Source organism: Viridibacillus sp. NPDC093762 (assembly GCF_050279675.1).
Lineage (GTDB): Bacteria > Bacillota > Bacilli > Bacillales_A > Planococcaceae > Viridibacillus.
Map to the genome: position 1 here is coordinate 284360 of NZ_JBNNUK010000002.1, position 25114 is coordinate 309473.

The 25114-nt window shown below is 35.9% G+C and carries 19 protein-coding genes and 1 other annotated feature; of the genes, 2 read left to right on the forward strand and 17 right to left on the reverse strand.

Going from position 1 to position 25114, the window contains the following annotated elements; genetic code table 11:
• Positions 1-678 precede the first annotated feature (678 nt).
• The 9 genes from ACQKM9_RS05270 to ACQKM9_RS05310 form a co-directional block, all read right to left on the reverse strand.
• A complete protein-coding gene (locus ACQKM9_RS05270; protein ID WP_427733328.1) occupies positions 679-2466 on the reverse strand; it encodes an ABC transporter ATP-binding protein in 1788 nt (595 codons plus the stop codon).
• Between the two features lies 1 nt (position 2467).
• Positions 2468-4219 (reverse strand): ABC transporter transmembrane domain-containing protein, encoded by a 1752-nt coding sequence (locus tag ACQKM9_RS05275; RefSeq protein ID WP_427733330.1) that lies wholly within the window; start codon positions 4217-4219, stop codon positions 2468-2470.
• A 347-nt stretch (positions 4220-4566) separates the two neighbouring features.
• Complete coding sequence (locus ACQKM9_RS05280; RefSeq protein WP_427733332.1) at positions 4567-5679, reverse strand: Ger(x)C family spore germination protein; 1113 nt, start codon at positions 5677-5679, stop codon at positions 4567-4569.
• Entirely contained in the window at positions 5676-6731 is a 1056-nt protein-coding gene (locus ACQKM9_RS05285; protein WP_427733334.1) for a GerAB/ArcD/ProY family transporter, read from the reverse strand. Before ACQKM9_RS05285 ends, ACQKM9_RS05280 begins: the two co-directional genes overlap by 4 nt.
• 53 nt (positions 6732-6784) lie before the next feature.
• Positions 6785-8155, reverse strand: coding sequence for a spore germination protein (locus tag ACQKM9_RS05290; RefSeq protein WP_427733394.1), 1371 nt, complete (start codon positions 8153-8155; stop codon positions 6785-6787).
• 566 nt (positions 8156-8721) lie between these two features.
• Positions 8722-10095: an argininosuccinate lyase gene (gene argH / locus ACQKM9_RS05295; RefSeq protein WP_427733336.1), complete on the reverse strand. Its 1374-nt coding sequence runs from the start codon at positions 10093-10095 to the stop codon at positions 8722-8724.
• Positions 10092-11300 (reverse strand): argininosuccinate synthase, encoded by a 1209-nt coding sequence (locus ACQKM9_RS05300; protein WP_038182061.1) that lies wholly within the window; start codon positions 11298-11300, stop codon positions 10092-10094. The genes argH and ACQKM9_RS05300 overlap by 4 nt, the downstream gene beginning before the upstream one ends.
• Before the next feature lie 331 nt (positions 11301-11631).
• Positions 11632-12384 carry an SDR family NAD(P)-dependent oxidoreductase gene (locus ACQKM9_RS05305; RefSeq protein ID WP_427733338.1) on the reverse strand — a complete coding sequence of 251 codons (753 nt, stop codon included), beginning with the start codon at positions 12382-12384 and terminating at the stop codon, positions 11632-11634.
• Positions 12371-13315 (reverse strand): MBL fold metallo-hydrolase, encoded by a 945-nt coding sequence (locus ACQKM9_RS05310; RefSeq protein ID WP_427733340.1) that lies wholly within the window; start codon positions 13313-13315, stop codon positions 12371-12373. Before ACQKM9_RS05310 ends, ACQKM9_RS05305 begins: the two co-directional genes overlap by 14 nt.
• A gap of 119 nt (positions 13316-13434) precedes the next feature.
• Positions 13435-13650: a binding site (T-box leader), on the forward strand.
• A 50-nt stretch (positions 13651-13700) separates the two neighbouring features.
• Here ACQKM9_RS05310 and proC point away from each other — a divergent pair.
• On the forward strand, positions 13701-14510 hold the full coding sequence (gene proC / locus ACQKM9_RS05315) for a pyrroline-5-carboxylate reductase (RefSeq protein ID WP_427733342.1): 810 nt from the start codon (positions 13701-13703) through the stop codon (positions 14508-14510).
• A gap of 417 nt (positions 14511-14927) precedes the next feature.
• Here proC and ACQKM9_RS05320 read toward each other — a convergent pair whose 3' ends face one another.
• Together ACQKM9_RS05320 and ACQKM9_RS05325 are read right to left on the reverse strand one after the other, a co-directional pair.
• Positions 14928-15320, reverse strand: coding sequence for a hypothetical protein (locus ACQKM9_RS05320; RefSeq protein WP_427733343.1), 393 nt, complete (start codon positions 15318-15320; stop codon positions 14928-14930).
• A 113-nt stretch (positions 15321-15433) separates the two neighbouring features.
• Entirely contained in the window at positions 15434-15919 is a 486-nt protein-coding gene (locus ACQKM9_RS05325; protein WP_427733345.1) for a GNAT family N-acetyltransferase, read from the reverse strand.
• A gap of 290 nt (positions 15920-16209) precedes the next feature.
• On the opposite strand from ACQKM9_RS05325, the gene namA reads away from it, so the two are divergent.
• On the forward strand, positions 16210-17229 hold the full coding sequence (namA, locus tag ACQKM9_RS05330) for an NADPH dehydrogenase NamA (protein WP_427733347.1): 1020 nt from the start codon (positions 16210-16212) through the stop codon (positions 17227-17229).
• A gap of 126 nt (positions 17230-17355) precedes the next feature.
• Here the strand turns inward: namA and ACQKM9_RS05335 are convergent, their stop codons facing one another.
• From ACQKM9_RS05335 to ACQKM9_RS05360, 6 genes are all read right to left on the reverse strand, one after another.
• Entirely contained in the window at positions 17356-20433 is a 3078-nt protein-coding gene (locus ACQKM9_RS05335; protein ID WP_427733349.1) for an AAA family ATPase, read from the reverse strand.
• A complete protein-coding gene (locus tag ACQKM9_RS05340) occupies positions 20430-21599 on the reverse strand; it encodes an exonuclease SbcCD subunit D (protein ID WP_427733351.1) in 1170 nt (389 codons plus the stop codon). The genes ACQKM9_RS05335 and ACQKM9_RS05340 overlap by 4 nt, the downstream gene beginning before the upstream one ends.
• Positions 21600-22310: 711 nt before the next feature.
• Positions 22311-22580 carry a CHY zinc finger protein gene (locus tag ACQKM9_RS05345; protein WP_427733395.1) on the reverse strand — a complete coding sequence of 90 codons (270 nt, stop codon included), beginning with the start codon at positions 22578-22580 and terminating at the stop codon, positions 22311-22313.
• 45 nt (positions 22581-22625) lie between these two features.
• Positions 22626-23432, reverse strand: a complete 807-nt coding sequence (locus ACQKM9_RS05350) for an energy-coupling factor transporter transmembrane component T family protein (protein WP_427733353.1) — start codon at positions 23430-23432, stop codon at positions 22626-22628.
• Positions 23429-24307 (reverse strand): ATP-binding cassette domain-containing protein, encoded by an 879-nt coding sequence (locus tag ACQKM9_RS05355; RefSeq protein ID WP_427733355.1) that lies wholly within the window; start codon positions 24305-24307, stop codon positions 23429-23431. The genes ACQKM9_RS05350 and ACQKM9_RS05355 overlap by 4 nt, the downstream gene beginning before the upstream one ends.
• A complete protein-coding gene (locus tag ACQKM9_RS05360; RefSeq protein WP_427733357.1) occupies positions 24292-25104 on the reverse strand; it encodes an energy-coupling factor transporter ATPase in 813 nt (270 codons plus the stop codon). Before ACQKM9_RS05360 ends, ACQKM9_RS05355 begins: the two co-directional genes overlap by 16 nt.
• Positions 25105-25114 lie beyond the last annotated feature (10 nt).

Sequence of the window (25114 nt, forward strand, 5' to 3'; positions counted from 1 at the left end):
TTTAAGATGAAACTTGCTTGATGGGGGTTCTTTGGTGCTTCTCGGGCTCACTTTGGCGCTACTCGAGCTACCTTTGGCTCTACTCGGGCTCTTTGGCGCTACTCAGGCTCTTTTTAGCTCTACTCGAGTTCCCTTTAGCTCTACTCGGGCTCCCTTTAGCTCTACTCGGGCTCCCTTTGGCTCTACTCGAGCTACCTTTGGCTCTACTCAGGCTCTTTTTAGCTCTACTCGAGTTCCCTTTAGCTCTACTCGGGCTCCCTTTGGCGCTATTCGGGCTCTTTTGCTCTACTCGAGCTCTCTTTGGCGCTACTCGAGCTACCTTTGGCGCTACTCGAGCTCCTTTTAGCTCTACTCGAGCTACCTTTGGCGCTACTCGGGCTCTTTGGCTCTACTCAGGCTCTCTTTTGCACTACTCGAGCTCCTTTTAGCTCTACTCAAGCTACCTTTAGCGCTACTCGGGCTTTTTGGCTCTACTTAGGCTCTCTTTGGCTCTGCTCGAGCTCCTTTTAGCTCTACTCGAGCTACCTTTGGCGCTACTCGAGCTACCTTTAGAGCTACTCAGGCTCTTTTTAGCTCTACTCAACATCTTTTTACCGCTAGCCCCCTAAAATCCCCTCCAACAAAAAAACCCCCAAAAAACCGTTATCCAATAACGATCTCCTGGAGACTCTACTTTCACTACCCTACTTCTTGAACTAATCCATTTTGTAACTGATACATTTTATGATACAAGCCGTTTTTAGCTAGTAACTCTTGATGTGTTCCTCGCTCGACAATTTCACCATGGTGGAGCACTAATATTTGCTCTGCATCTTGTATCGTACTTAGTCGATGCGCGATGGCAATTGTTGTGCGACCTTGACGCATTTTGTCGAGACTTCCTTGAATGGCTACTTCAGTTTCCGTATCGATTGTTGCTGTTGCTTCATCTAAAACAAGCACTTTCGGGTTCGTTGCAATAGTTCTTGCAAAAGCAATGAGCTGCCGTTGCCCACTTGAGAATGTAGAACCGCGTTCGGATACTTGATGTTTATAGCCATTTGGCATAGATTCTATAAATTGATCTGCTTGCACAAACTTTGCTGCAGCCTTGACATCTTCTTCCGACATATTTTCATTAAAGAGTTTAATATTACTTTCAATATTTCCGTAAAATAAGAATGGATCTTGTAGTACTAAGCCCATTTGCTGTCTCAGCGTTTGTTTCGGGAAATTTTTGATCGACTGGCCATCTATTAAAATTTCTCCTTTCTCAAACTCGTAGAAGCGCATCAATAGATTAATAATCGAACTTTTCCCGCTCCCAGTATGACCTACAAGTGCTACCGTCTCACCAGGTTTAACAGTAAATGATATATTTTTTAACACATCAGTTTTGCCATCATATGAAAACGTTATATTTCTGAATTCAATGCGGCCGTCTGACATTTTCACGGAAGAATCATCTAGCTGCTGTGGATCTAATTCCATGTCGTCCAATAAAGTAAAGACACGAGATGCAGAAACAATCGCTTGCTGGAAAATTGAAAGTCTTTGCATGACTTGGTTTATCGGTTCAAAAAAGCGATTAATATAGCTGACAAATGCATAAATGACACCGATTTCTACCGGTTCACTAAAGGATGTTATCCCAAAAAAACTCAGCATTAAAATCAGTCCAAAAGCATACACCAAGTCAATTACAGGTCTTAATAATAAACCATCTAACTTAATACTACTCATCACTGCCTTATAGTGCTTTTCATTTATCTCATCAAACTCATCTCGGAAACGTTTTTCCTGACGAAAAGCTTGCACTATCGACATACCAGATAATGATTCTGCTAATTTGGCATTTAATTGACTTAGTCGCTCACGCATATCCATATAATAAAAGGCACTATATTTTCTGTAGATATAGACAATACAGAAAAGAATAGGCAGTAAAATAACTGTTGCTAATGCCAATTTCCAGTTTAATGCAAACATCGCAATATATACTCCGATTACTAAAAAACCACTCTGCACAAAGCCAATTAACACACTAACGAACATTTCCATAATAGCTTCCGTATCATTCGTAACACGAGATACGATACTTCCTGCTGGTGTTTTGTCGAAATAGCGCATACCTAGCTTATGAACTTTCGTATAGACATCAATTCGTAGCTGCTGAATTACCTTTAAAGCTAGTACATTGAAGCGAAGCATCTGTAAATAACTAATGATCGAATTCAATATTTGAATGCCAATGTATGACGTAGCTAAGATAACTAACGTATTTGTTGGAAAATGACGAGGTGTTAAATAATCATCCATAAATATTTTAATTAACAATGGTCCTACGATATCTCCGAGAACAGTAATTAAAAGTAACATTAATGCAATCACAATGGACTTTTTATGTGGTTTCAAATATGTAAGGAGTCGTTTTAATACATGCCACTGTTCCTTACCTGTTAGGGTGATTTTTTGTTCTTCATTCATGTTAACCCACCCCCTCTTCAACCTGTTGTTCAAGTTGTTGCAATTGATACATTTCAAAATAGCGACCTTTAAGTGCCATTAACTCTTCATGTGTTCCTTTTTCTACAACAGCCCCTTCATGTAAAACAATGATGAGATGCGCATGGACAAGCGCACTTAAACGATGGGACGTAATAATTGTCGTGGCGTCTGTTCTAGCCTTTTTTAATGACTCTAAAATGGCTTCTTCTGTCTTTGCATCAACCGCTGATAATGAGTCGTCTAGAATGAGCAGCTCAGGTTTCATTAACAACGCTCGTGCAATCGAAATTCGCTGTTTTTGTCCTCCTGAAAGTGATACACCACGTTCACCGACGACAGTATTATAGCCTTCCGTAAAGCGCAATATATCATCATGAATTTGTGCAATTCGCGCTGCATTTGTCACTTCATCTTCCCCAACATCCGGGTTAGTAAAAGCAATATTTTGATAAAGGGATGCCGAGAATAAGAAATGCTCTTGCGGCACATAGCCTATTGCTTCGCGTAATTTTATAGCTTGATAATCTCCTATTGCATGGTCTCCGTATCGAATCTCCCCATCATAGCCGTCAAATTCACGCATTAATAATTTTAATATCGCAGTTTTACCTGCGCCCGTCTTGCCGACTACACCAAGTGTTTCACCACGTTTCAATGTAAAATGTACATCTTTTAATGCCGGTGTCTCATCACCAAGGAATGTAAATGAATTAATATTAAATTCGATATCCCCTTGTGGTCGAATGGATAAAGCATCCTCTTTATCTTCAACGTCCATTTTTTCAGCTAAAAGATTTTGAATCCGGTCATATGACGCACTACCTCGCTCCATAATGTTGAAAAGTAAACCAAATGCCAGCATTGGCCACACAAGTAGACCTAAGTACGATGTAAACGACACTAAATCGCCAAGTGTCATATCGCCAGCAACAACGAATTTAGCACCAAATATAATCGTTAAGAAAAATGATATACCTACGACAAGTGAAATTGTTGGATCAAATAGTGAATCCACCTTAGCCACTCGTGTATTTTTAGCAACAACTTCGTCAGATAAACGTTTAAAATCTGCGATATCCTCTTTATCTTGACCAAATGTCTTCATCACTTTGATACCAGTAATACTTTCCTGCGTTTTATCATTCAAGTCCGAAAACGCGGCTTGTGCATGGTGAAAACGTGCATGTAAAAGTTTACCGTAATAATTCGTTGACAGCGCCATAAATGGCATTGGAATTAAAGCGATTAGCGTTAGCTTCCAATCAATCGTAATGGCCATTGCCAAGATTACAAAGCCCCCTGTTGTAATAGAATCTACTAGGGTTAAAACACCATTACCCGCTGTTTGCTGAACAGCTGATACATCATTTGTTGCATGTGCCATTAAATCTCCGATGCGACGCTTTTGATAAAAGGACGGTGCCATCGATGTAAAATGGTGAAATAATTTTGCCCTTAACCTTTTAGCTAGTGTCATAGACGAACCGAAAATCATAATCCGCCAATAATAGCGAATCACATACATCAAAAGTGCAGAAACAGCTAATAGACTCAACCATTTAACAAGAGAGCCAACAGTTAAGCTACCGCCACCAATCTCATCAACGACAACGCCGATAATTTTAGGGGGCACCAACTGCAACATTGCCACCATGATTAAGAGCGAAATTCCCAATAAGTATTGCTTCTTACGCTCTTTAAAGAACCAACCTAATTCAAAAAATACCTTCATCTCTATTCACCTTCTTTTCTTCACAAATATCAGTTTATCAAATATTCTGAAATGATTGAAGATAAAAAATAAAAAAACTTCGGTTTCCTAAATGTTTTTTTATTTATCGATTTATTTTAAAAATACCCAAAAAATAACCCTTTACGATTTATCGAATCATAAAGGGTTTACTTAATGCTTTTACGTTATTTAGTTATATCGATTTATAGAAAAAGTGCAAACCAACCCCATTTTGAGGTACCAGTAATAGAAACTGTCCTAACAAATCAAAAATTCAAGATTAATACAACGTTTTAATACTCAATACAGTTAAGGTTTATGTGCAATTTCATAAGTCGTTGTCAAATTCATTTTAAAGTACCTGTACTAATAATAGATGTTTTAACATGGACATCTACTTTTAACTTCGCAATGGTTGCATCCGTCAGTTTTTTATTCCATTTTCCTTTGTAATACATTCGGAAGTTTTCGCTTAGGCCAATTGGGTCAACCTTCAAACCTTTAAGCTTTTCTAAAAATTTTTCTATGTCTTTTCCAAGTTGTTTATTAATATCATCTTCTAGAATTGCTATACTTTTTGGTGTATTCAATTCATGCTCTCTTTTACCTTGATATTCACTAAGCGTTCCTTTTACATTTAATGTAATAGTTAGCTTTGGAGAATCATGATTTTTATTACTTTTTATCTTAACCTTACTTTCAATTAAATCAAGCATGACTACTTCTTTGCCATTTCCTTTATTTAAATCTAATGGTAATGGTGCCAGTTTCTTTTCACCTTGTAATGCTTGAATGATGAGTGCTTCACTCGGTGTAATACTCTCGAACATATGATTATTTTTAAACAAAGCAACCCCCTTTATCTCGATTTTATCATCGATTTTTTCTAATATTGGTAAGATTGGATCAAATACTGGATTTGTTGCCGTGTATATAAAATCATGAATATTGGTATTTGGATTAAAAGCGGTATTGATACTAGGCAGTAATAAATCATTTAAATAAAAGTTGATATTTGGTTTATCCAGATATTTTCCTTTTAACAATTCTTCTCCATTACCATTAACTACTGCAATAAGTACTTTATTTCCTACTTCAGCATCTCTATATAGATTCTGAATCACTTTCTGCACTTTACCCTTTCGTGCATATTCCTCATTAATAAGAACAACACGTAATTGGTTTAATATAACTTTTTTATCTGAAAGTTTCTCAATTTTAACAATTCCCTTAGAAACTAAGTCAGTTTGCACTGAGAAAATCTGTGTATTCCGTTTCGCGTCAGGAGAATATTGTGGAATCGCTACAGTTAGTTTTGTTGTATCTTCATCTATATAGTCAAATGCCATAATACCAACCATACCCACTTCTTCTAATGGTACTTTTACCTCTTTCGCTGAACAACCTACCAAAAAAAGGAGAACAAAAAGAGTGAATATCCATATAATTTTTCTGCTCATGCTTGCACCTGCTTTTTCCTAAGTAGATGTACTATGGCTAAAAAAATCGGCCAAACTAACATCACATATCCAACATAACTGCTTCCTGAAAATAATTTTTCTTGGAAATCTTGAGAAAATGGCATCTTCAAAATAAGGAAAACGATTAGTGCAAGAATGTAAATATAATATTTCCTTTCTTTAGATAGTAATGAATCCATCCCTCTCTTAGCACACCATAAATACGCTGTAACTGTAGACAAAATGAGAAAGACCCACAGCGTCATTCCAATAATATCGATTCGTTCAATAAAAGAAAATTCCCCAGCTTTAAACAAATTTAATACTGAAAACTCTACATATTTTAACTGCCATTCTGAAAAATACATCACACTTACAGCAGTTGTTATTAAACAAAGAATTATGCTTATCCAAATTCCTATTAATGCATGTTTATACGCTTTTTTTTGATCTATAATATTGGGGAAATAAAACATAATTAATTCATAGCCTAAGATAGATAAATACCCTTTTTTCATCGCATCATAAAATTCCTTGCCATTAAAATTGAAGAAAGGAAGAAAATGACTCACTTCTCCTTTTTCAATTGCCCAACAAAGAAAATAAAACATAGGTATACTTATAAAAAAAGTCATAATGCAGAACCTTGCTACAGATCTAACCCCTCCACGGACTATATAAACAAGTAATAAAAGAAAAAAGAAAGCAGGTGCAGTAATAGTTTGCTCTGGAAGTGCTGTGCTTTGTATAAGATGCATATAACTACTGATAATCCCTGATGAAAAAACTAAAAATTGTAAGACAATAAATAGATTTACACCCTTCCCTAGCCATTTCCCTAATAAGATTTCATTGATCCGAAATAGGTTTTCGTTAGGATACTTACTATTCATCCAAACCATCGGTAATAATGTTAAACTTGCAATTACCCCAAAAAGGATAGGAAAAAGTGTTTGACTATAACCTAAAGAACTCAGTTTTTGAGGTAGAGTAAGTATTCCAGTACCAACCATTGCGCTTTGCACCAAAAAGATAACATGATATCTATTCAAAAATTTCTGTTTGTTTGTACTCAACTTAAACTACCTCAATTCTTTTGAAACATTTACTTTTTCTGTGATTTTGAAATACCGGTCCTATTTTTTAATAAGCCAGTTGGAAATCTTATAATACTATCCAATAAATCTGAAGCCTTACGAGGAATAAAAGGTGCCAAATATGGTGTTCCCAAAGACTTTAACCCTTCTAAATGCGTTATTAGCCAAGCAAATGCTAGCATTTGTCCGTACAAACCAAACAATCCTGCCGATATAATAAAAAAGTATCGAATAGATCTACTTGTATTACTCATTAAAAAAATTGGAGGAAGAAATGAAAGTAGAGCAGAAGTTGCAACCAATACGATCAGTATATTACTAACTAAACCCGCTTCTACCGCTGCTGTACCTATTACAATACCTCCTACGATACCAATCGTTTGACCTACTTTAGCAGGCATTCGTGATCCAGCTTCCCTTAAAACTTCTATGATCAATTCAATAAACAATACTTCAAAAAGTGGTGGAAAAGGAACTTTACTTCTTGATTCTTGTAAATTCAGAAGAAGTTCGTATGGCAGTATCTCGGGATGAAAAGTTAATGCAGAAATATACATAGGTGTTATCATGATTGTTAAGAAAAAACCGAAAAATCGTAGCATTCGTAGTAGAGACGCCGTTGTCCAACGGTTATAATAATCTTCAATAGAGATAAACATTTCAAAAAATGATGTAGGACAAACGATTGCAGCTTGACTATTATCCATGAAAATAACGATTCTACCATCAATAAGATATCGACTAATACTATCTGGTCGTACAGTCATGTAATACTGCGGAAAAGGAGATAAAGGATTATCTTCAATAAATTGTTTTAACACTGAAATATCAGTAAAAGTAGGATATTCAATTTTATTGATTCGATTTCTTAAATTTTCTAAGTTCTCCTTATTTACAGTATCCTCCATGTACATAATCGTAATTCTTATATTTGCTTCTGTTCCAATAGTTTGATCTTCATTTTTTAACTTCGGATTTTGGATACGTCTTCTAACTAAAGATATATTCGTCTCTAATGATTCTGAAAATGCATCTTGTGGTCCAATAACCGTTGACTCTGTTATCGTACTCGTTATGGCACGTGTTGGCGCACTATATGTATCAATCGTGAATATTATATTTGTTCGATGAAAATACAATAGCGTTTGCCCAGAGTCGAGCTTTGCTGTAACGCCCTGAAGATCTGATGGGTCGACTATTTCAGCTACTTGGTGAATTTGATTTATATGGTTAGCTAAAGGAATAAAAACCATCGATTGCAGTGTCATTTTCTCTACTAGTGATGAGGAATAAATGACCGTGACAACGCCTTCATTTGTTGGGATTTTTTTAAATAAAACATCATCAACTTTGCGTGTATTTTTCCTAATAGTTTCAATGGTTTGCTCAGCCTGATTTTTCTTGTTTTGAGGCTTTTTTATAAGCTTTTCCACTTTCGTGGTACGTACCAATTTATATTTCAAAAGTACCACACGCCTTTCTTAAATATTTAATTAGTTTGCCCATTTTTTAAAAAATGTATGCGATAAGATTTTTTCGAAATGTAACTTGATGTTCATACATCCTTAAAAGCTACTTGCAAGTGGTAATGACTAATCAATTATTCCATTAAAAAAGACATCTATAATTAAAGGTTAGTTCGTAATAATGGATGAAGATGCTTTCACAGAGTGGGAACAAGCATTTTATACCTTAATTAACAAAGCTGACAATGAGTATCACAACCTCACCAATCCATTAGAAAAATTATTAGAGTCGTATTTCGTAAGGATACATGCGGATCTGTTTAAAGTAGTTGAAAACTAGCAGATATGAATGATAAATCTTTCAGCAGCAAATTCAAAAAGCCAACTTCCCTCTGGAAGTTGGCTTGGCTGGAACATATATGTATGCCCATAACTTATGGAATCGGTTCCCCTCTGTGAACATTCTTCCAATCTATTTTTTATAAACATTCTTTAGCTTTTGCAATTTGAATTTTTACTTGCTCGAAACCAGTACCACCTAATGAGTGACGACGTTGCACAGCTGCTTCTGGTGCTAATACATCGTACACATCTGATTCGATTAAAGAGCTTGCTTCTTGCAAGTCTTCAATTGATAGGTCTAACAAGTAAATGCCACGTTGGATACAAAGGAATACAAGTTTCCCAGTAACCTCATGTGCTTCACGGAAAGGCATACCTTTTGTTGCTAAATAATCCGCAAGTTCTGTTGCATTAGAGAAATCTTGATGCACCGCTTTATGCAATGTTTCTTTTGCAACGGTCATTGTACGAACCATTCCTTCGAAGATTTTAAGTGAGCCGACAATTGTATGCAATGTATCGAACATACCCTCTTTATCTTCTTGCATGTCTTTGTTATAAGCTAATGGAATTCCCTTCAAGACAATTAGTAAGCCCATTAGATTACCGTAGACACGACCTGCTTTACCACGGATTAATTCCGCCATATCAGGATTTTTCTTTTGTGGCATTATACTTGAACCTGTAGAGAACGCATCATCTAACTCGATGAATTTGAACTCCTCACTTGACCACAGAATGATTTCTTCAGCAAAGCGTGATAAGTGCGCCATTAAAAGTGAACCGTTACTTAAGAACTCAACGATGAAATCACGATCACTTACAGCGTCCATACTGTTTTGATAAACTGCAGAGAAACCAAGTAGCTCAGCACTCATTTCACGATCAATAGGGAAAGTCGTACCTGCAAGAGCACCTGCTCCTAGTGGTGAAATATCAGTACGTTTCAATGAATCTTGGAAGCGTTGTTTATCACGTTCTAGCATCCAGAAATACGTCATCAAATGATGTGCAAATGAGATTGGCTGCGCACGCTGTAAATGTGTGTAACCAGGTGCAAGTGTATCAATGTTATCTTCCGCTTGCGTAACAATTGCTTTTTGGAAAGCCTCTATTAAAGAAACTACCTCTTGCACACGTTTTTTAAGAAACAAGTGCATATCAGTTGCGACTTGGTCATTCCGACTACGGCCAGTATGTAATTTACCGCCAACTGGACCAACTAAATCGATTAGCATTTTCTCAAGATTTAAGTGAATATCTTCATTTGCAATTGAGAACTCAAGAGAGCCCTCAGTTGCTTTTTGTTGTAGTTGATGGAGACCATCTTTTATCGTGTTGACTTCATCTTGTGATAAAATGCCACAAGCACCAAGCATCGTAACATGAGCAATACTGCCTTCAAGATCTTCCGTTACAAGTTGTTGGTCAAACCCGATGGATGCTCCGAATTCATCTACCCATTGTTCAGCAGAATTTTGGAATCGTCCGCCCCATAGTTTACCACTCATGCTTGCACCTTCTTTTCTCCTTTGTTTACCATAGAGTTCACTTTTGTTGGAAGACCCCATAGTTCGATGAAACCTACTGCAGAAGCATGATCGAATTCATCATCTTTTGTATATGTTGCTAGTTTTTCGTCATATAGAGAGTTAGGAGATTTACGTCCTTCAACAATTGCATGACCTTTGAAAAGTTTTACACGAACTGTACCATTAACAAATTTTTGTGTTTCTTTTAAGAATGCTTCTAATGCAGTTCTTAATGGAGAGAACCATAAACCTTCATAGATAAGTTCGGTTAATTTTTTCTCAATTACTGGTTTGTAATGAGCGATTTCTTTTACTAGAGTAATATCTTCTAATTCTTTATGAGCTAAAAGTAAAGTGTGTGCACCAGGAATTTCATATACTTCACGTGATTTAATACCAACTAAACGGTTTTCAACGTGGTCGATACGGCCAACGCCATGTTTACCAGCTACTTCGTTTAATTTTAAGATTAAGTCAGCTAATTTATAAGAAACACCGTCAATTGCTACTGGAACACCTTGTTCGAATTCAATTTCGATAATATCAGCAGTATCTGGAGCATTTTCAAGAGAAACTGTTAACTCATATGCTTCTTCTGGTGGTGTAGCCCAAGGATCTTCTAAGATACCACATTCGTTAGCACGGCCCCATAAGTTTTGGTCGATTGAGAATGGTGAATCTAAAGAGATAGGAAGTGGAATATTCTTTGATTTTGCGTATTCAATTTCCTCTTCACGGCTCCAAGCCCATTCACGAACTGGTGCAAGAACTTCTAAATCTGGGTTTAATGCTTTAATAGAAACTTCGAAACGAACTTGGTCATTTCCTTTACCAGTACAGCCATGTGCTACTGCAACTGCGCCTGTTTGTTCAGCAACTTCTACTAATTTTTTAGAAATAAGTGGACGAGATAAAGCTGATACTAAAGGATATTTTTGTTCATACCAAGTGTGAGCTTGAAGTGAGATTAATGCGTATTCTTCAGCGAACTCGTCTTTAGCGTCGATCATGTAAGATTCAATCGCACCAACTTCTAATGCTTTCTTTTTCACGAAGTCTAAATCTTTACCTTCACCTACGTCTAAGCAACATGCTACTACTTCGTAACCTTGATCGATTAACCATTGGATCGCAACTGATGTATCTAAACCGCCTGAATATGCAAGAACTACTTTTTTAGCCATGTGACATTCCTCCACGTTATGTATTTTTATACGAATGCATTTTATATTTATGCACTTATAATAGCATGGAATAAAAATGAATACAAGTGTATTTTCTTGCATTATTAAAAAAATTAAAGTTTCTAAAAAATTCGTATATAACCTGCTTGGGCATTCAAAAACCCTTTATATATATAAAAAAGAGCTATCCACAGTAGAATCCTCTACTAGAATAGCCCTCTCAACGAAAAAAACCAATTATACATTCTATGCAGTTTTTTTGTATAAAATATTATCTAAAAACTAATTTCATGAATGATAATTCACACACCAATGTATATTCATAAGCATTTTACTTCTTATTAAAAAATCGCTTCCCTAATTTTTCTACTAGGGAAGGTGCTACCGCATAAAGTTTACTTGAAATAGCCATATACGACGGTAAATTGACTTCTCTAACATTACGTCCAATTGTTTTAACCGTCGCTACAGCTACTTGCTCTGGTGTTAATAAAACATTTTTCATTGCATCACGATATGTAGCAGTTTGATCTGCAAGGTCCAAGAAAGGCGTATCAATTGGTCCTGGATGGATAGTTGTCACCTGAATATTAAACGGCGCAAGCTCCATACGAAGTGCATTTGTAAAGCCTATGATTGCATGTTTTGTCGCTGCATAGACTGATGCTTTCGGTGTGGCTACCTTCCCTGCTTGTGAGCCAATGAAAACAAATTGACCTCTTTGACGTTCTATCATTTGTTGTGATAACGCCTTTGTCAGAATGATAGGTGCTTGAATATTCACGTGAAGCATTTGTTCTATTTCAGCATCCGTTAAGTCTGTTGCAAAAGCAAACGTTCCAACTCCAGCAGAGAATATGGCAGTATCAATTGGGGGTAATTTTTTTACTAAAGCATGATTTCCCTCTATTGTAGATAGATCAGCTTGAATCGTTTGAATATTTGGAGCAGTAAAAGCCTGCAAAGCTACTTTCGAACGCCCAGTTGCAATGATTGTATGCCCCTGAGTCGCAAGAATGTCTACTATACACTTACCAACTCCACTTGTCGCTCCTGTTACGAGAATGGTTTTATGCTTGTTCATAAAGATAAACGCCCTTGTCATTCATCTTCTCTTTAACTAGCCCTTCATCAATTAAGTAGTCTAACTGACCGATTGTTTCCGATAAAGTTAAACCTAATTCTTTCTCATAAGCATATGGGAACAGTTCAATATTCAGTTCAAACGTAGTTTTCGGACCACCTTCTAACATTTCGTATACTTTCATCGCACGCTTGTGCTGTTTTTCAAGTCTTTCCTTCACTAATTCATGTACATTTCGAATATCTTCTCCATGGCCGCTATAGAGGACATCAATCGGTAAAGTTAATAACTTTTTCAATGAAGCATTTTGCTGTAATAGTGATTTTGCACGGTTCGCCTTAAGATTAAGCGGTGGTTCAATTAATGGATTAGATGATACATGTCCAATCAGTAAATCCCCACCAATCATCGCCTTTTTCTCTTCCTGCCAAAAAGCTAAATGACTTTGAGCATGTCCTAATGTTTCCATCGCAATAAGACCTGGATGACCTGGTACTTCGTCTCCGTCATGTAAAATGGAGGTTAATGGGCGTGTCCCTACAAAATCCGTTGACCTTGTCATTTTCTTTACCCAATAAAAATATTCTTCAGGCACACCTTCTTCTTTTAAACGTTCCGTATAAAAATCGAAATGTGAAGCAAGAAATACTGGATCTCTGCGTAGCCAAGCATCGTTGTATACATGACCTAACACTTTTGCATTTGGAAATGCATCAACTAACCCCATATGATCTGGATGATGATGCGTTAAAATGACTTGTTCTATATCTTCAAAGCGATAGCCCGCTTCTTTTAAACCCAATTCTAATGCCTCATACGCTTCGGGCGTTTTCGTACCTACATCAAAAATTGATAATGCGTCCCCTTTTAATAAATAGGAATTTACAGTCCCTACTGCAAATGGCGTTGGTGTAATAATCTTATGAAACATTTCAAAAACCCCCTACAAAAATGAATAGCTATTCACCTCATTGTACAAGATAAGCTTGAAATCGTCACCTAATAATGTTGACAAAAAAATGTTAAGACACTATACTTGCAATCACATACAAAAAAGCGTAGATGAAGAATAGTACAAATATTGATGGTGTAAAGAGAGTGTGATCACCGGCTGCAAGTCACATAACCCGCTCAATATTTAGAACCTACTTCTGAGCTGCTATGAAAACATAGCCGTCCCTTAGCGATAATAAGGAGTGAGAGTTGTGCTAAACTATTTTAGCAAAACAAGGTGGTACCGCGGAAACATGCGTTTTCGTCCTTTTATATAAGGATGGGAAGGCTTTTTTTATTGAAAAAAACAGGAGGCGACAATTATGAAAACAATTGTATTTGCTGGTGCAGGTTCAATGGCTGAAGCTATGATTCAAGGTTGGGTTAAAGAAGGTGTCGTATCACCCAATAGCATTCATATTATGAATAAGTCCGATCGTCAAAAACTGAATCGTATCGCTGATGCGTATGGCGTACAAATTGTTTCTGACAGTCGCGAAGTTGTAAAAGTTGCAGATTGCATTATTTTAGCTATGAAACCGAAAGACGTTATAAAAGGAATGGAAGTTTTAGCCCCACTTCTTCAAGAACATACAGCTGTCTTATCCGTTGTTGCAGGTATTTCCATTGCAACGATTGAAAATAGTTTAGGGAAACGACCAATTGCTCGCGTTATGCCAAACACATCAGCTACAATAGGCATGTCAGCAAGTGGCGTATCATTTAATGAACAAATCGATGCAAATTTAAAACAAGAATTTATGACAATGTTAGAAGCAATAGGAACCGTAATAGAAGTCGAAGAAGATAAACTACATGCAGTAACAGCTGTCTCCGGCAGTGGTCCAGCATACTTATACTATCTAGTAGAAGCATTCGAACAAGCTGGTATTAAGTACGGTCTATCACGTGAAATCGTACGCTCACTTGCCATTCAAACGATCGCAGGTGCAGCCGAAATGCTAAAACAATCTACAGAAGAACCAACGGAGCTACGTAGAAAAGTAACAAGCCCAGGTGGCACTACTGAAGCTGGCATTAAAGCATTAGAAGAAAATCACTTCAAAGACGCGATTATGGCATGCATTCATGACGCTGAAGCGAAATCACGCGAATTAGCAAAAAGTGAGTAAATGCTCAAAAGAAACCCTGAAAAAGCATCGATTTTCCATGCATTTTCAAGGTTTTTTTATCAAAAATCAAATTAACTTACCTTGCTATGATGACAATTCCCTTCAGCAAGAACCTTCAAAACATTTAAGCAATATTAAGCAAAAAATAATTAATGTAGGTTTGAAAAGAAGTCATACTGTCTAAAATCAACTAATTAGCAACTACTTTTAATACCTTCTCATAATTACATCCTTTCAAAAGAGAACTATACTATCCCAAGTCAATGTGCTAACTTTTTTTAGCATACCGACTTAGGATAGTTTTTTGTGTTTATAATTATTGAACTTGTCATTGTTTTTAAGGCACAGCATGATAATTGTATAGGTTAGTTCTTGCCAACATTAGTAATTTAGTTCAATATCAATTTGTTCAACAAATTATTCTTTAGATAGAATACCTGTTGTATCGATCCGTTTTTTGTTCAGACTTTTAGCAAATTTAATTGCCATCAATTGAGGGATTAAATTCAATACACTTACTACTACTAATAAGCGAATTGAACCAATGGGCTTAAAATATCCATCCCACGAGTCAATATTTATCATCTTACTGTTGAAATAATACGAAATAAAAAATGATACAGCATTCCCTATGAACACGGTTCTTGAGTTATTAGTCATGCCTCCAAAAAAAGCTAATATTATTGAAATAACAAGCAACAATAAATAACCATTCATTGAGCTTTCATTATAGTCTTGAGACATAGAAAAATATACATAGGGAAAACTAAATAAACAGATGATTAAACTATATACTACTACTTTTTTCATCATTAATATCCTCCTAGAGATTGCGTTCAAACTATTTCGAAAAAGCAAAACACCCTTATAGTGAAATATTACACTATAAGGGCGTTTTATTTAAATGGATATCGCAAAGTAGTTTACAGTTTTTTACTCATGTTATACCAAACTTCCCCACCATGCACTGATTTAGAAATGCCATCATTATTGTAGCCTTGCTTTTCGTAATAGCCGATTAATTCTTCTTTACAGGTTAAAGTAATTGTCTCACGCTTGCTAGTTGCTGCTTCTTTCTCAAGATGCACGAGTAATGCTGAAGCAATTCCTTGATTTTGGTATTCTGGGGATACTGCTAAGCCTAATATACTTTGATATCCACCAGTTGTTGGGTTTTGCTTTATTGCACTGAATAAGTCATCGGTTATTTCAGGTCGTTCAATCACAGGACCATTTATCAAACCAACAATTATTCCTTCTACTTCCGCTACATAAAAGCTGTCAGAAATCAATTGAATTCGATTTTCGAATGCTACTTCTGTTGCTGCTTCTTCTTTTGAAAAACACAGATTTTCAATCGTCACAAGTTCAGGTAAATCTTCTAATTTCACATTGCGTATTTTCAGCATATTATTTTCCCCTCCAAAGTCCCAAAAATTCATCAAATAGGTTTAATCCACTTATATTAATAACACTTTCTTTAATCTATTATAAAGTTCAGATTTTGAAAAGAAAGAATTTTCACTAGTACAATTATCGTTAAGTTCATTGAAGTAGAAATTCACCCCTTTTACATTTTTATTTAAACCACTATAACATTACAAATGAAACTCTTTGGTGTACCTAAGTCTTTTTAATAAACCAATCCCTACTATTTTGCTATAATATAGGCAACAAGAGAATTGGAGTGATTTCATTCATGGCAAAATTATTTAAAAATTATAAAATAGGTAATTTAACGCTTAAAAATCGCATCGTAATGTCTCCCATGTGTATGTATGAATGTCATAATAGAGACGGCCTTGTTCAAGGCTTCCATAAAATTCACTATGCAACAAGAGCGGTTGGGCAAGTAGGATTGATTATTGTCGAAGCAACTGCCGTGCAGCCAGAAGGTCGTATTTCCCCACAAGACCTTGGCATTTGGAGTGACGAGCATACTGCTGGTCTTACTGAATTGAATCGCTTAATGCATGATGCAGGTTCCAAAACTGGTATTCAATTAGCACATGCAGGACGTAAGGCTGATCTTGAAAGTGATATTTATGCACCTTCTGCAATTGCCTTTAGTGAGAATTACAAAACACCGATTGAAATGACAACCGATGATATAAAAAACACAGTAGACGCTTTCAATAAAGCTGCTATCCGATCAAAAGAAGCTGGCTTTGATGTAATTGAACTGCATGGTGCCCATGGCTATTTAATCAATGAATTTTTATCCCCTCTGTCAAATAAACGTACAGATGAATACGGCGGCTCAGTAGAAAACCGCTATCGTTTTTTACGTGAAATAATTACTGCTGTGAAAGAAGTATTTGAAGGTCCTCTATTTGTTCGTATTTCTGCGAAAGATTATGCAGACGGTGGAATGGAACCTGTCGATTATATTACGATGACAAAATGGATGAAAGAACAAGGTGTCGATTTAGTGGATGTTAGTTCTGGTGCGGTCGTGCATGCAAGAATTCCAGTATTCCCAGGTTATCAAGTACCATTTGCTGAGACCATCAAGCATGAAACACCGATTCCAACAGGAGCAGTGGGTCTGATCACTTCCCCAGTACAAGCTGAAGAAATTCTGCAAAATAACAGAGCAGATCTAATCTTCATGGCAAGAGAATTACTGCGAAATCCATATTGGGCTTACCAAGCTGCCAAAGAATTAGGCGTAGATATTGAAGCTATAAACGATTCATATAAACGAGGTTGGAAATAAGTTCTTACTTGAAAATAAATAAACCTACATGATGAGTGAGTGTAACTACCCTAATCATCATGTAGGTTATTTTTATAAAGCTTCTACTTTTTCGATTTATTCCATAACGTTAACTAAAATAGTCTCTTACTTAACATGAAAAGTAGTATGACTATGACCTTCTCGTGATTTCGTGACTTCTAAAATAGCTGGCATTGCTGCTTTCAGTTCTGCAACATGAGAGATAACGCCTATCATACGACCAGACTTCTGAAGATCAATGAGTGTATCGATTGCTTTAGTCAATGATTCTTCATCTAACGTACCGAAACCTTCGTCTATAAACATCGTATCGATTCTAATATTTCCTTGGAAACTTTGAATCACGTCTGACATACCAAGTGCTAAACATAATGAAGCATTGAACTTTTCTCCGCCGGATAACGTTTTGACATCACGAGTTTGACCAGTGTATGCGTCATAGACATCTAAACCTAATCCGCTTTGTTTACCCCTTGCTTCTTGACGATCACTACGAATCAAATTGAATTGACCGTTCGATAGCGGTTTAAGTCGCTCATTTGCGGCATGAATAATCTGCTCCAAATACTCGATTTGAACATAACGCTCAAATGAGATTTTCATATGATTTTGGCCTCTTAGTAAATCATAAAGACCAATAATTCGGCCACAAGATGCTTCAAGATCAGTTATGTTTTTGCTTATTTCCGATAAATCAATAATCAGTTGGTGTGCATTCTGAAGATGTTTTTTCGAGTTATTCCATTGTTCGAAGGCCATTTCATAGGCCTGTTTCAACTGATTTACTGCCTCAGATAAAATAGTAAGATCCACTAATTCTTTGCCTGCAACATGTTCTTTTTCTTCATCAATTTGTGTAGATAATGCATGTATTATGTTTTTATATTGCTGACATTCATCTTTTAGTTTTTGACACTGTGATTCGTCTCTTCTCGCTGCTAAGTAATCTTTTCCTTTTTCAAAGCCTGCATTCTCAACAGCTTGTTTAAAGTCTTCTTGCGCTTGTTCAAGTAATTTACGGGATTCCGCTAAATCTGTTATCGCATGTTGTAAATTAGCTTGTGCTGTTGTATTTTGTTCATTTGCTTGTTGCATACGCTTTTGAGCAAGTGTCCAACTTTCCTCTAATTGAGTTCTTTGCTGTGTAGCTTCTTTCGTTAACTGATAAAGATGATGTAACGACGTAATGTCTTGTGGTATGGATTTACTTTTTTCATCATAAATTGCCGTTGCATTATTCAGTGCCTGCAGTTGAGTTTGATACGTCTTTTCCAGTTGTTGAAGTTGTAGCTGGAATTCGACTACAGCTTGTTTTTGAGACTTCGTTTTCTCCTTTAGTTGGTTCCAAAGCTCTTTTTCTTTCTTCAATTGCTGAACAATAGCAAACAACTCTTGATATTGATTAGTTAATGTTGGTCCTTCTTCCACTGTTACGCTAAGTTCTTGAAGGTTTTGCTCTAGTACATTAAATGCTTGCATTTCAGCCTGTAGTTGTCCATTAGTCACAAAGTATTGTTGTTCTAAATTAGATGCATATTTGCGAATTTGTTCTAATTGTTGCTCATCAACGACTTCCACTGTTTCTTCATGCTTAGCTACATGTTCCGTGCTACCACATACAGGACACGGCGCACCGACTACTAACTGTGATGCAAGAATTCTCGCTTGGCTAGCAACCCATCTATCTTGTTCAGCCTTCCCCTTTTCTTGCGCTTCTATATATACTTTTTCTTTTGTAATGACTTGCTCTTTTAAATCTTGCACTTTTTTTTGTTGTGTAGACCATTGGTGAAAAGCTGCTGCTCGGTCCTTTAATTGAGCCAATTGCTCAATTTTGTCATCTAGAGGTTGTATCGTCTCCTCTAATGTTGCTGATTGTTCTTCTATTGATTGAAGTGTGAGCATTCGCTCTTGATGTTGTTGACTTTGTGCAGTAAATACTGCTTGCAATTGTTGAACCTCTTGCTGTAATTGATTTTTTATCTGATTTTGCTTTTCTAAATCTTTAAATATAGGTTCTAAAGATTGTAAATGCATGACCCTTTTTAAACTGTCATTACGCTCAGTTTCTTTTTGTTGTTGAACTACAAATTGAGCAGCTACTTCTTCTAATTGAAGTTTCATTTTTTGTTCTGATTTTTTGGCTTCTTCAAATGTGGCTTCCTTTTGTAGAGCCTTCTGCTTTGCCACACGGTAATATTGTTCTATTGGAATAATGTGACTAGCTTTTTCAGCAGCAGCTAACTCACGTTCTTTTTCTAGGAACAACGGCTCTTGTTGTCTTAAAGTAAGAAGTTTTTGTTCCTTCTCTTTAAATGCCTCTATTTTTTGATTTAATGTAACTGCTTCAAATTGTTGACGTTGCTTGTCTTCAAGTTGTTTGCCAACCGCTTTATAATTAGTTTCATTTTCTGTAATTTGCTGATTATAAAAGTCGACTTCAACTTTTAATGCATCTACTAGTTGATATATATTAAACTGATTTGTTTCGAGTAAATCAAAAAGAGCAGACTCTCTTTTCGGTAGCGTGCTTGCAATTTTACTCGTGTGTAAGTTACGGACAGCTATAGCTTGTTGTAGTTGCTTGTCAGCTTCTTCTTTTTTTACTTTAAGCTGATCTGCAATATGTCGATAAGATTCTGTCTTGAAGATTTTACGTAATATCGCTTCTTTGTTTTCTGTTTCAGAAGTTAGTAATTTACGAAACTCCCCTTGAGGCAACATGACGATTTGTTTAAATTGATCCTTTGATAATCCGATAATATCTTCAATTTTTTTATTAATTTCTCCAACTTTTTGTGATTCAACGACTGGCTTTTCTCCTGTAGTTAGGATTTCAACAAGTTCAAATGATTCACCTGTTGCAGTTTTATTGCCATTTTTTCGATGTGCTAACTGGCGGAGTACTCGATATTGTCGATTGTGGATTTCAAAAATAAGTTCAGCAGATGTGTGGGTATCATCGTCAGCAAAGTCACTGCGAATTTCTTTAATATCTGCACGATCTTCACCACTAGCACTACCATACAATGCAAAACTAATACCATCGAAAATTGTTGTTTTCCCAGCTCCCGTAGCACCAGAAATAACAAATAAGCGATGGTCGCCTAAGTCACGAAAATCAATTGTTTCTGTCTTTTTATACGGACCAAAAGCGGTCATTTTCAGTTGAATTGGCTTCATTTCACATCACTCCCTACTTCACGTTCTTTCGCTAATCCTTCTTGTAACACTTCTTGGAATAGCTGTTTTGTTGCATCTTCTACTTCTGCTCCTACTATTTCCTTATAAAACGCTTCAAAGAGCGTCAAATCGTCCATTTTTTGACGAGATGTCGTTAGTTGCTCAGTTCCATCTATTTTTTGATGAATCATTTTACGCTCCACATGCATGGCATTGGGAAATACTGTGCGAATTTTCTCCATTGGTGAAATAACTGGTGTATCATCAAGTAATTTAACGTAAATATAGTCTTCACTTACTTCTGATTTAAGTAAATTATCAATCGTATCCTCAACAGTTCTCATATCTCTACGCGGTTGCAATAATTTCTTCTCAATTGCTACTTGTCCATCTTCTGCTAAATCCACGATTAAATAGCCCTTTTTATGATTTTCCTCAGAAATTGAATATTTCAAAGGTGAGCCTGCATAGCGAATGGTTTCATTTAGTACAAAATGCGCTTGGTGTAAATGTCCAAGAGCTGTGTAATAAAATGGCTCAAAAAGCGCTGCATCTATACATTCTGTACCACCGATAGCTAACGGTCGCTCAGATTCACTTGTATTCTCCTCTTCTTGACCGTGAGAAGTTACAAAAGCATGTCCAACAAAAACATGTCTTTTCTCTGGATCCATCTTCTTTTTCAATTCATCCGTTATACGTTTCATCGCAGATTGGTGTGTTTTAATAGAATCATCATCAAATACATATCGAACTTGCGAAGGATCAGCATATGGTATTAGGTGAAAATGTACTTCTCCAAACTCATCTTTTAGAACGACTGGTGATAGCTTGTCATCAAGATTCCCCACTATATGTAAACCACTTTCTTTCATTAACTGACTACCGAAATGTAAACGTCCAGGACTGTCATGATTTCCTGCAATGCTAATGAGTGGTATATGTCTTTTTAACACAATCTCTGCGAAAATATCATCTAATAATCGAACAGCTTCTGTCGGAGGTACAGCTCTGTCGTATAAATCACCGGCAACAATGATGACATCTGGCTTCTCTTGGTCAATATCTGCCAAAAATTGTTGTAAAATATAAGCTTGATCCTCAGTCATATATACCCCTTGTACAAGCTTCCCTAAATGCCAGTCAGCTGTATGAAATATCTTCATAAAAATCCTCCTTTTAAATCATATTATCTATTTTAACATTCTATTGATATGGTTGTGATTGAAAAATATCACACAGAGTATACTGTAAATTTATTGTATCACAAACACAATAAAAAGAACGAATGTTCCTATTTTATCTAACGAATTCAATAGCTTTCAAATAGTAGATATTCTGAGAGATTATACACGTTTGGTTGATGATTCATATATACTTAATTTCAGAGTTTTCAGGGGGGAAAACATGATTGATTTAAAAGAATCTACAATTGATCAATTAACTGATTTACTAAATAGCATTTAATACATCTGTCAGCTAATTCGAGAATAAATAGAGCGGATTATTACTTATGAAAATCATTGAGCGAAACTGAATTCAATTTTAGAGATTAATCCTGATGTGATGTTCATTGCTAAAGCTGCATTTTAACAACTGAGGCTTTAAAGTCTCTCTGCTGTTACAGGTTATCCAAGTATTACTATAATAGCAGGTATAAAATCAAATATACCTTAGAGTTTGATCTTTATGGGTAAGCCAATTTCTGAGAATATTTCATTATCATTTTCCTTTACTTATAAACAGAACTCTAAGTTTCGTACATCACCTAAATTAAATTAGGTATTACAAAATCAAAAAAAGCGCTCTCTCATGCCGAATTTCGACTAAGAACGCTCCTTTTGTTTTTCAGCGAAAAAGCTCTATCGATACAACTTCTAAACATCAAAATATAAATGATAATGAGCTTCACATCGCTCGTTAAATCTAGATCCACATTGTAAACAATGATTTGTCCCAACATACTCTGTAATCGTATGTTCTTTGTTACAAATTCCACAAAGCACGGCTAACTCATCTGATTCATTCTTTGACCAAACTTGTGGTTCATGAAGTTCACATGCAGCATGACATTCAAAACAAGGATAGTATTTATGACAGCATTTAAATTTTAATGCGACGATATCCTTCTCCGTATGATAATGCATACAACGCGTTTTATCATCAACTACTAATCCATACACTTTCACTTTCTAACCTCCGACCATTCTTAGCAAGAAAAAAATACCAACTAATAAAAGACTTGCCCCAATCACTAGATAATCTCGGTTCTCAAAATGTAAAACCTTAAAACGTGTTCGTCCACTTCCATCTCCATAAGCTCTAGCGTCGATAGCATTTGCCAAATTTTCCGCTCTTTGAATTGAAGTAAACAAAAGAGGGACAATGATAGGTATATAACTAAATACCTTTTTCACAAATGATTTATCTTCGAAATTAACACCTCTTGCTTTTTGAGCGTCTATTATTTTGTCCAACTCCATTACTATTGTAGGTATAAAGCGTAATGTTATAGCTAGCATTAATGAAAATTGCTCTACTGGAAAATGCAATCGTTTCAATGGTTTGCAAAGTATTTCAAATCCATGAGCTAAGTCCAGTGGCTTCGTTGTTAAGGTTAACAAAGAAGTAATTAATACGAGTAATAATATTCGTAACACTATGCGAACCCCATCTATAATGCTCTCTTTATATATAGACAAAACACCGTACTGAAATAGTAAATTCTCGCCTTTAGTGAACAAAATATGATAGATAACCGTAAATGCTAGAATAAATAAAATTGGCTTTAAACCCTTTAGAAAAAAGCGCAATGGAATATGTGAAAAAGTAATACAGCCAACTACTAAAAAACTAGCTAGTAAATATCCTGCTATATTATCTATTAATAAGAATGCAATTACGATACAAAATAAGCTTATTAATTTTGAGCGTGGATCTAGACGATGGAAAATAGAAGATGCATCAATAAACTGTCCAATCAATACATTTTCAATCACAAAATTTCAGCCCCTTGTTTCTGAAAATAAGCTATTACATCCTTTAGAACAACTTCTTCCTGTAAAGACGCTACTTCAATATAATCACCAAAACGTTGCTCAATTAGTTGTAGTAGTTTTACGGTATCTGGAATATCTAATCCGAATTCCTTTAATTCATAATCATGGTTCAGAAAAAGTGAAAGCGGACTTTCTTGGAAAGCTATCTCCCCATTGTTCATCACGAGTACTTCATCTGAATACTCAGCAACTTCATTCATCTCGTGTGTCACGAATATAACTGTACGATGTCCGTCCCCAGCTTTATACCAATCATGTATCAATTGTAAAATAAGTTTACTTCCAAGTGGATCTAGTCCAGCAGTGGGTTCATCTAAAATAAGAACCTCAGGATTCATCATAAGAACAGTAGCTATCGCCACACGTCGTTTTTCTCCCCCACTTAATTGTAAAGGTGCTTTTTGAAAGTACTCTTCGGATAGGCCTACTAGTTGTATCATATCTTCCGCTCTCTTAATGGCTTCCTTCATTTCAATACCTTGATTTTTCGGGCCAAATACTAAGTCTTTTATGACAGTTGTTTCAAATAATTGATGTTCAGGATACTGAAATACCAATCCGATATCGTGAATAATTTGAGCTTTGCCTTTTTTAGAAAGTTCATTTACTCTTCCATTAATCAATAAATGACCATTAGTCGGAGCAATTAAGCCTTTTAATAACTTCATTAATGTAGATTTCCCTGAACCAGTATGACCTATAACAGATATCCACTTACCCGTTTCAATTGATATATTTATATTTCGCAAGTTTTCGTGACTATTAATTGAAAAGTTCGGATAAATATAAGAGGCTCTTTCTAACTTGATGTCCATAAATAATCAACAACCCCTTCCAAAGTCATTATCTGTTCAGGTACTTTAATGCCCGTTGAACGTAAGCTTTGTTTTAATTTCAGAGCAAGAGGCACTTCCAATTCATTACTTTCAATAACACTACTATTATGAAAAATAGATGCGGGGGTCCCATCTGCCACAATAAGACCATCTTTTAATACAAGTACCCTTGTTGCCACTAGTACTTCTTCCATGTGATGAGTAATGTGAATGATAGTAATTCCTTCTGTATGTAGTTGTTGCATAAGTGTAATAATATTCTGCCTGCCTTTTGGATCAAGCATAGCTGTTGATTCATCAAATACGATATATTTTGGCTTCATCGCTAATATTGCAGCTATAGCTACACGCTGTTTTTGACCACCTGAAAGCTTATGAGGTTCTACTCCTCTATATGAAAGCATATCAACCTTCTTTAATGCGTTCTCAGCAATTGAATTCATATTGTCTGGATCTACCCCAATATTCTCTAAACCAAAAATAATTTCATCAAAAACTGTCGTTGTTATAAATTGATCATCTGGATTTTGAAAAATCATACCAACAAGTCGTCTGATTTCTCTTAAACTTTTTGGCTTTTGTGTCATTTCCCCATCTACAAAAACTTGGCCGAGATGAGGTTGGATAAGCCCATTCGCCAATTTTGATAGAGTCGATTTTCCAGAGCCATTTGGACCTACAATCGTTAGAAATTCACCCTCATTAATTTGTAGTGAAATATTTTTCAATACTAAATGTTGTCCATATGCAAATGACACATTATCAAATCTTAGCAAAACATGCACC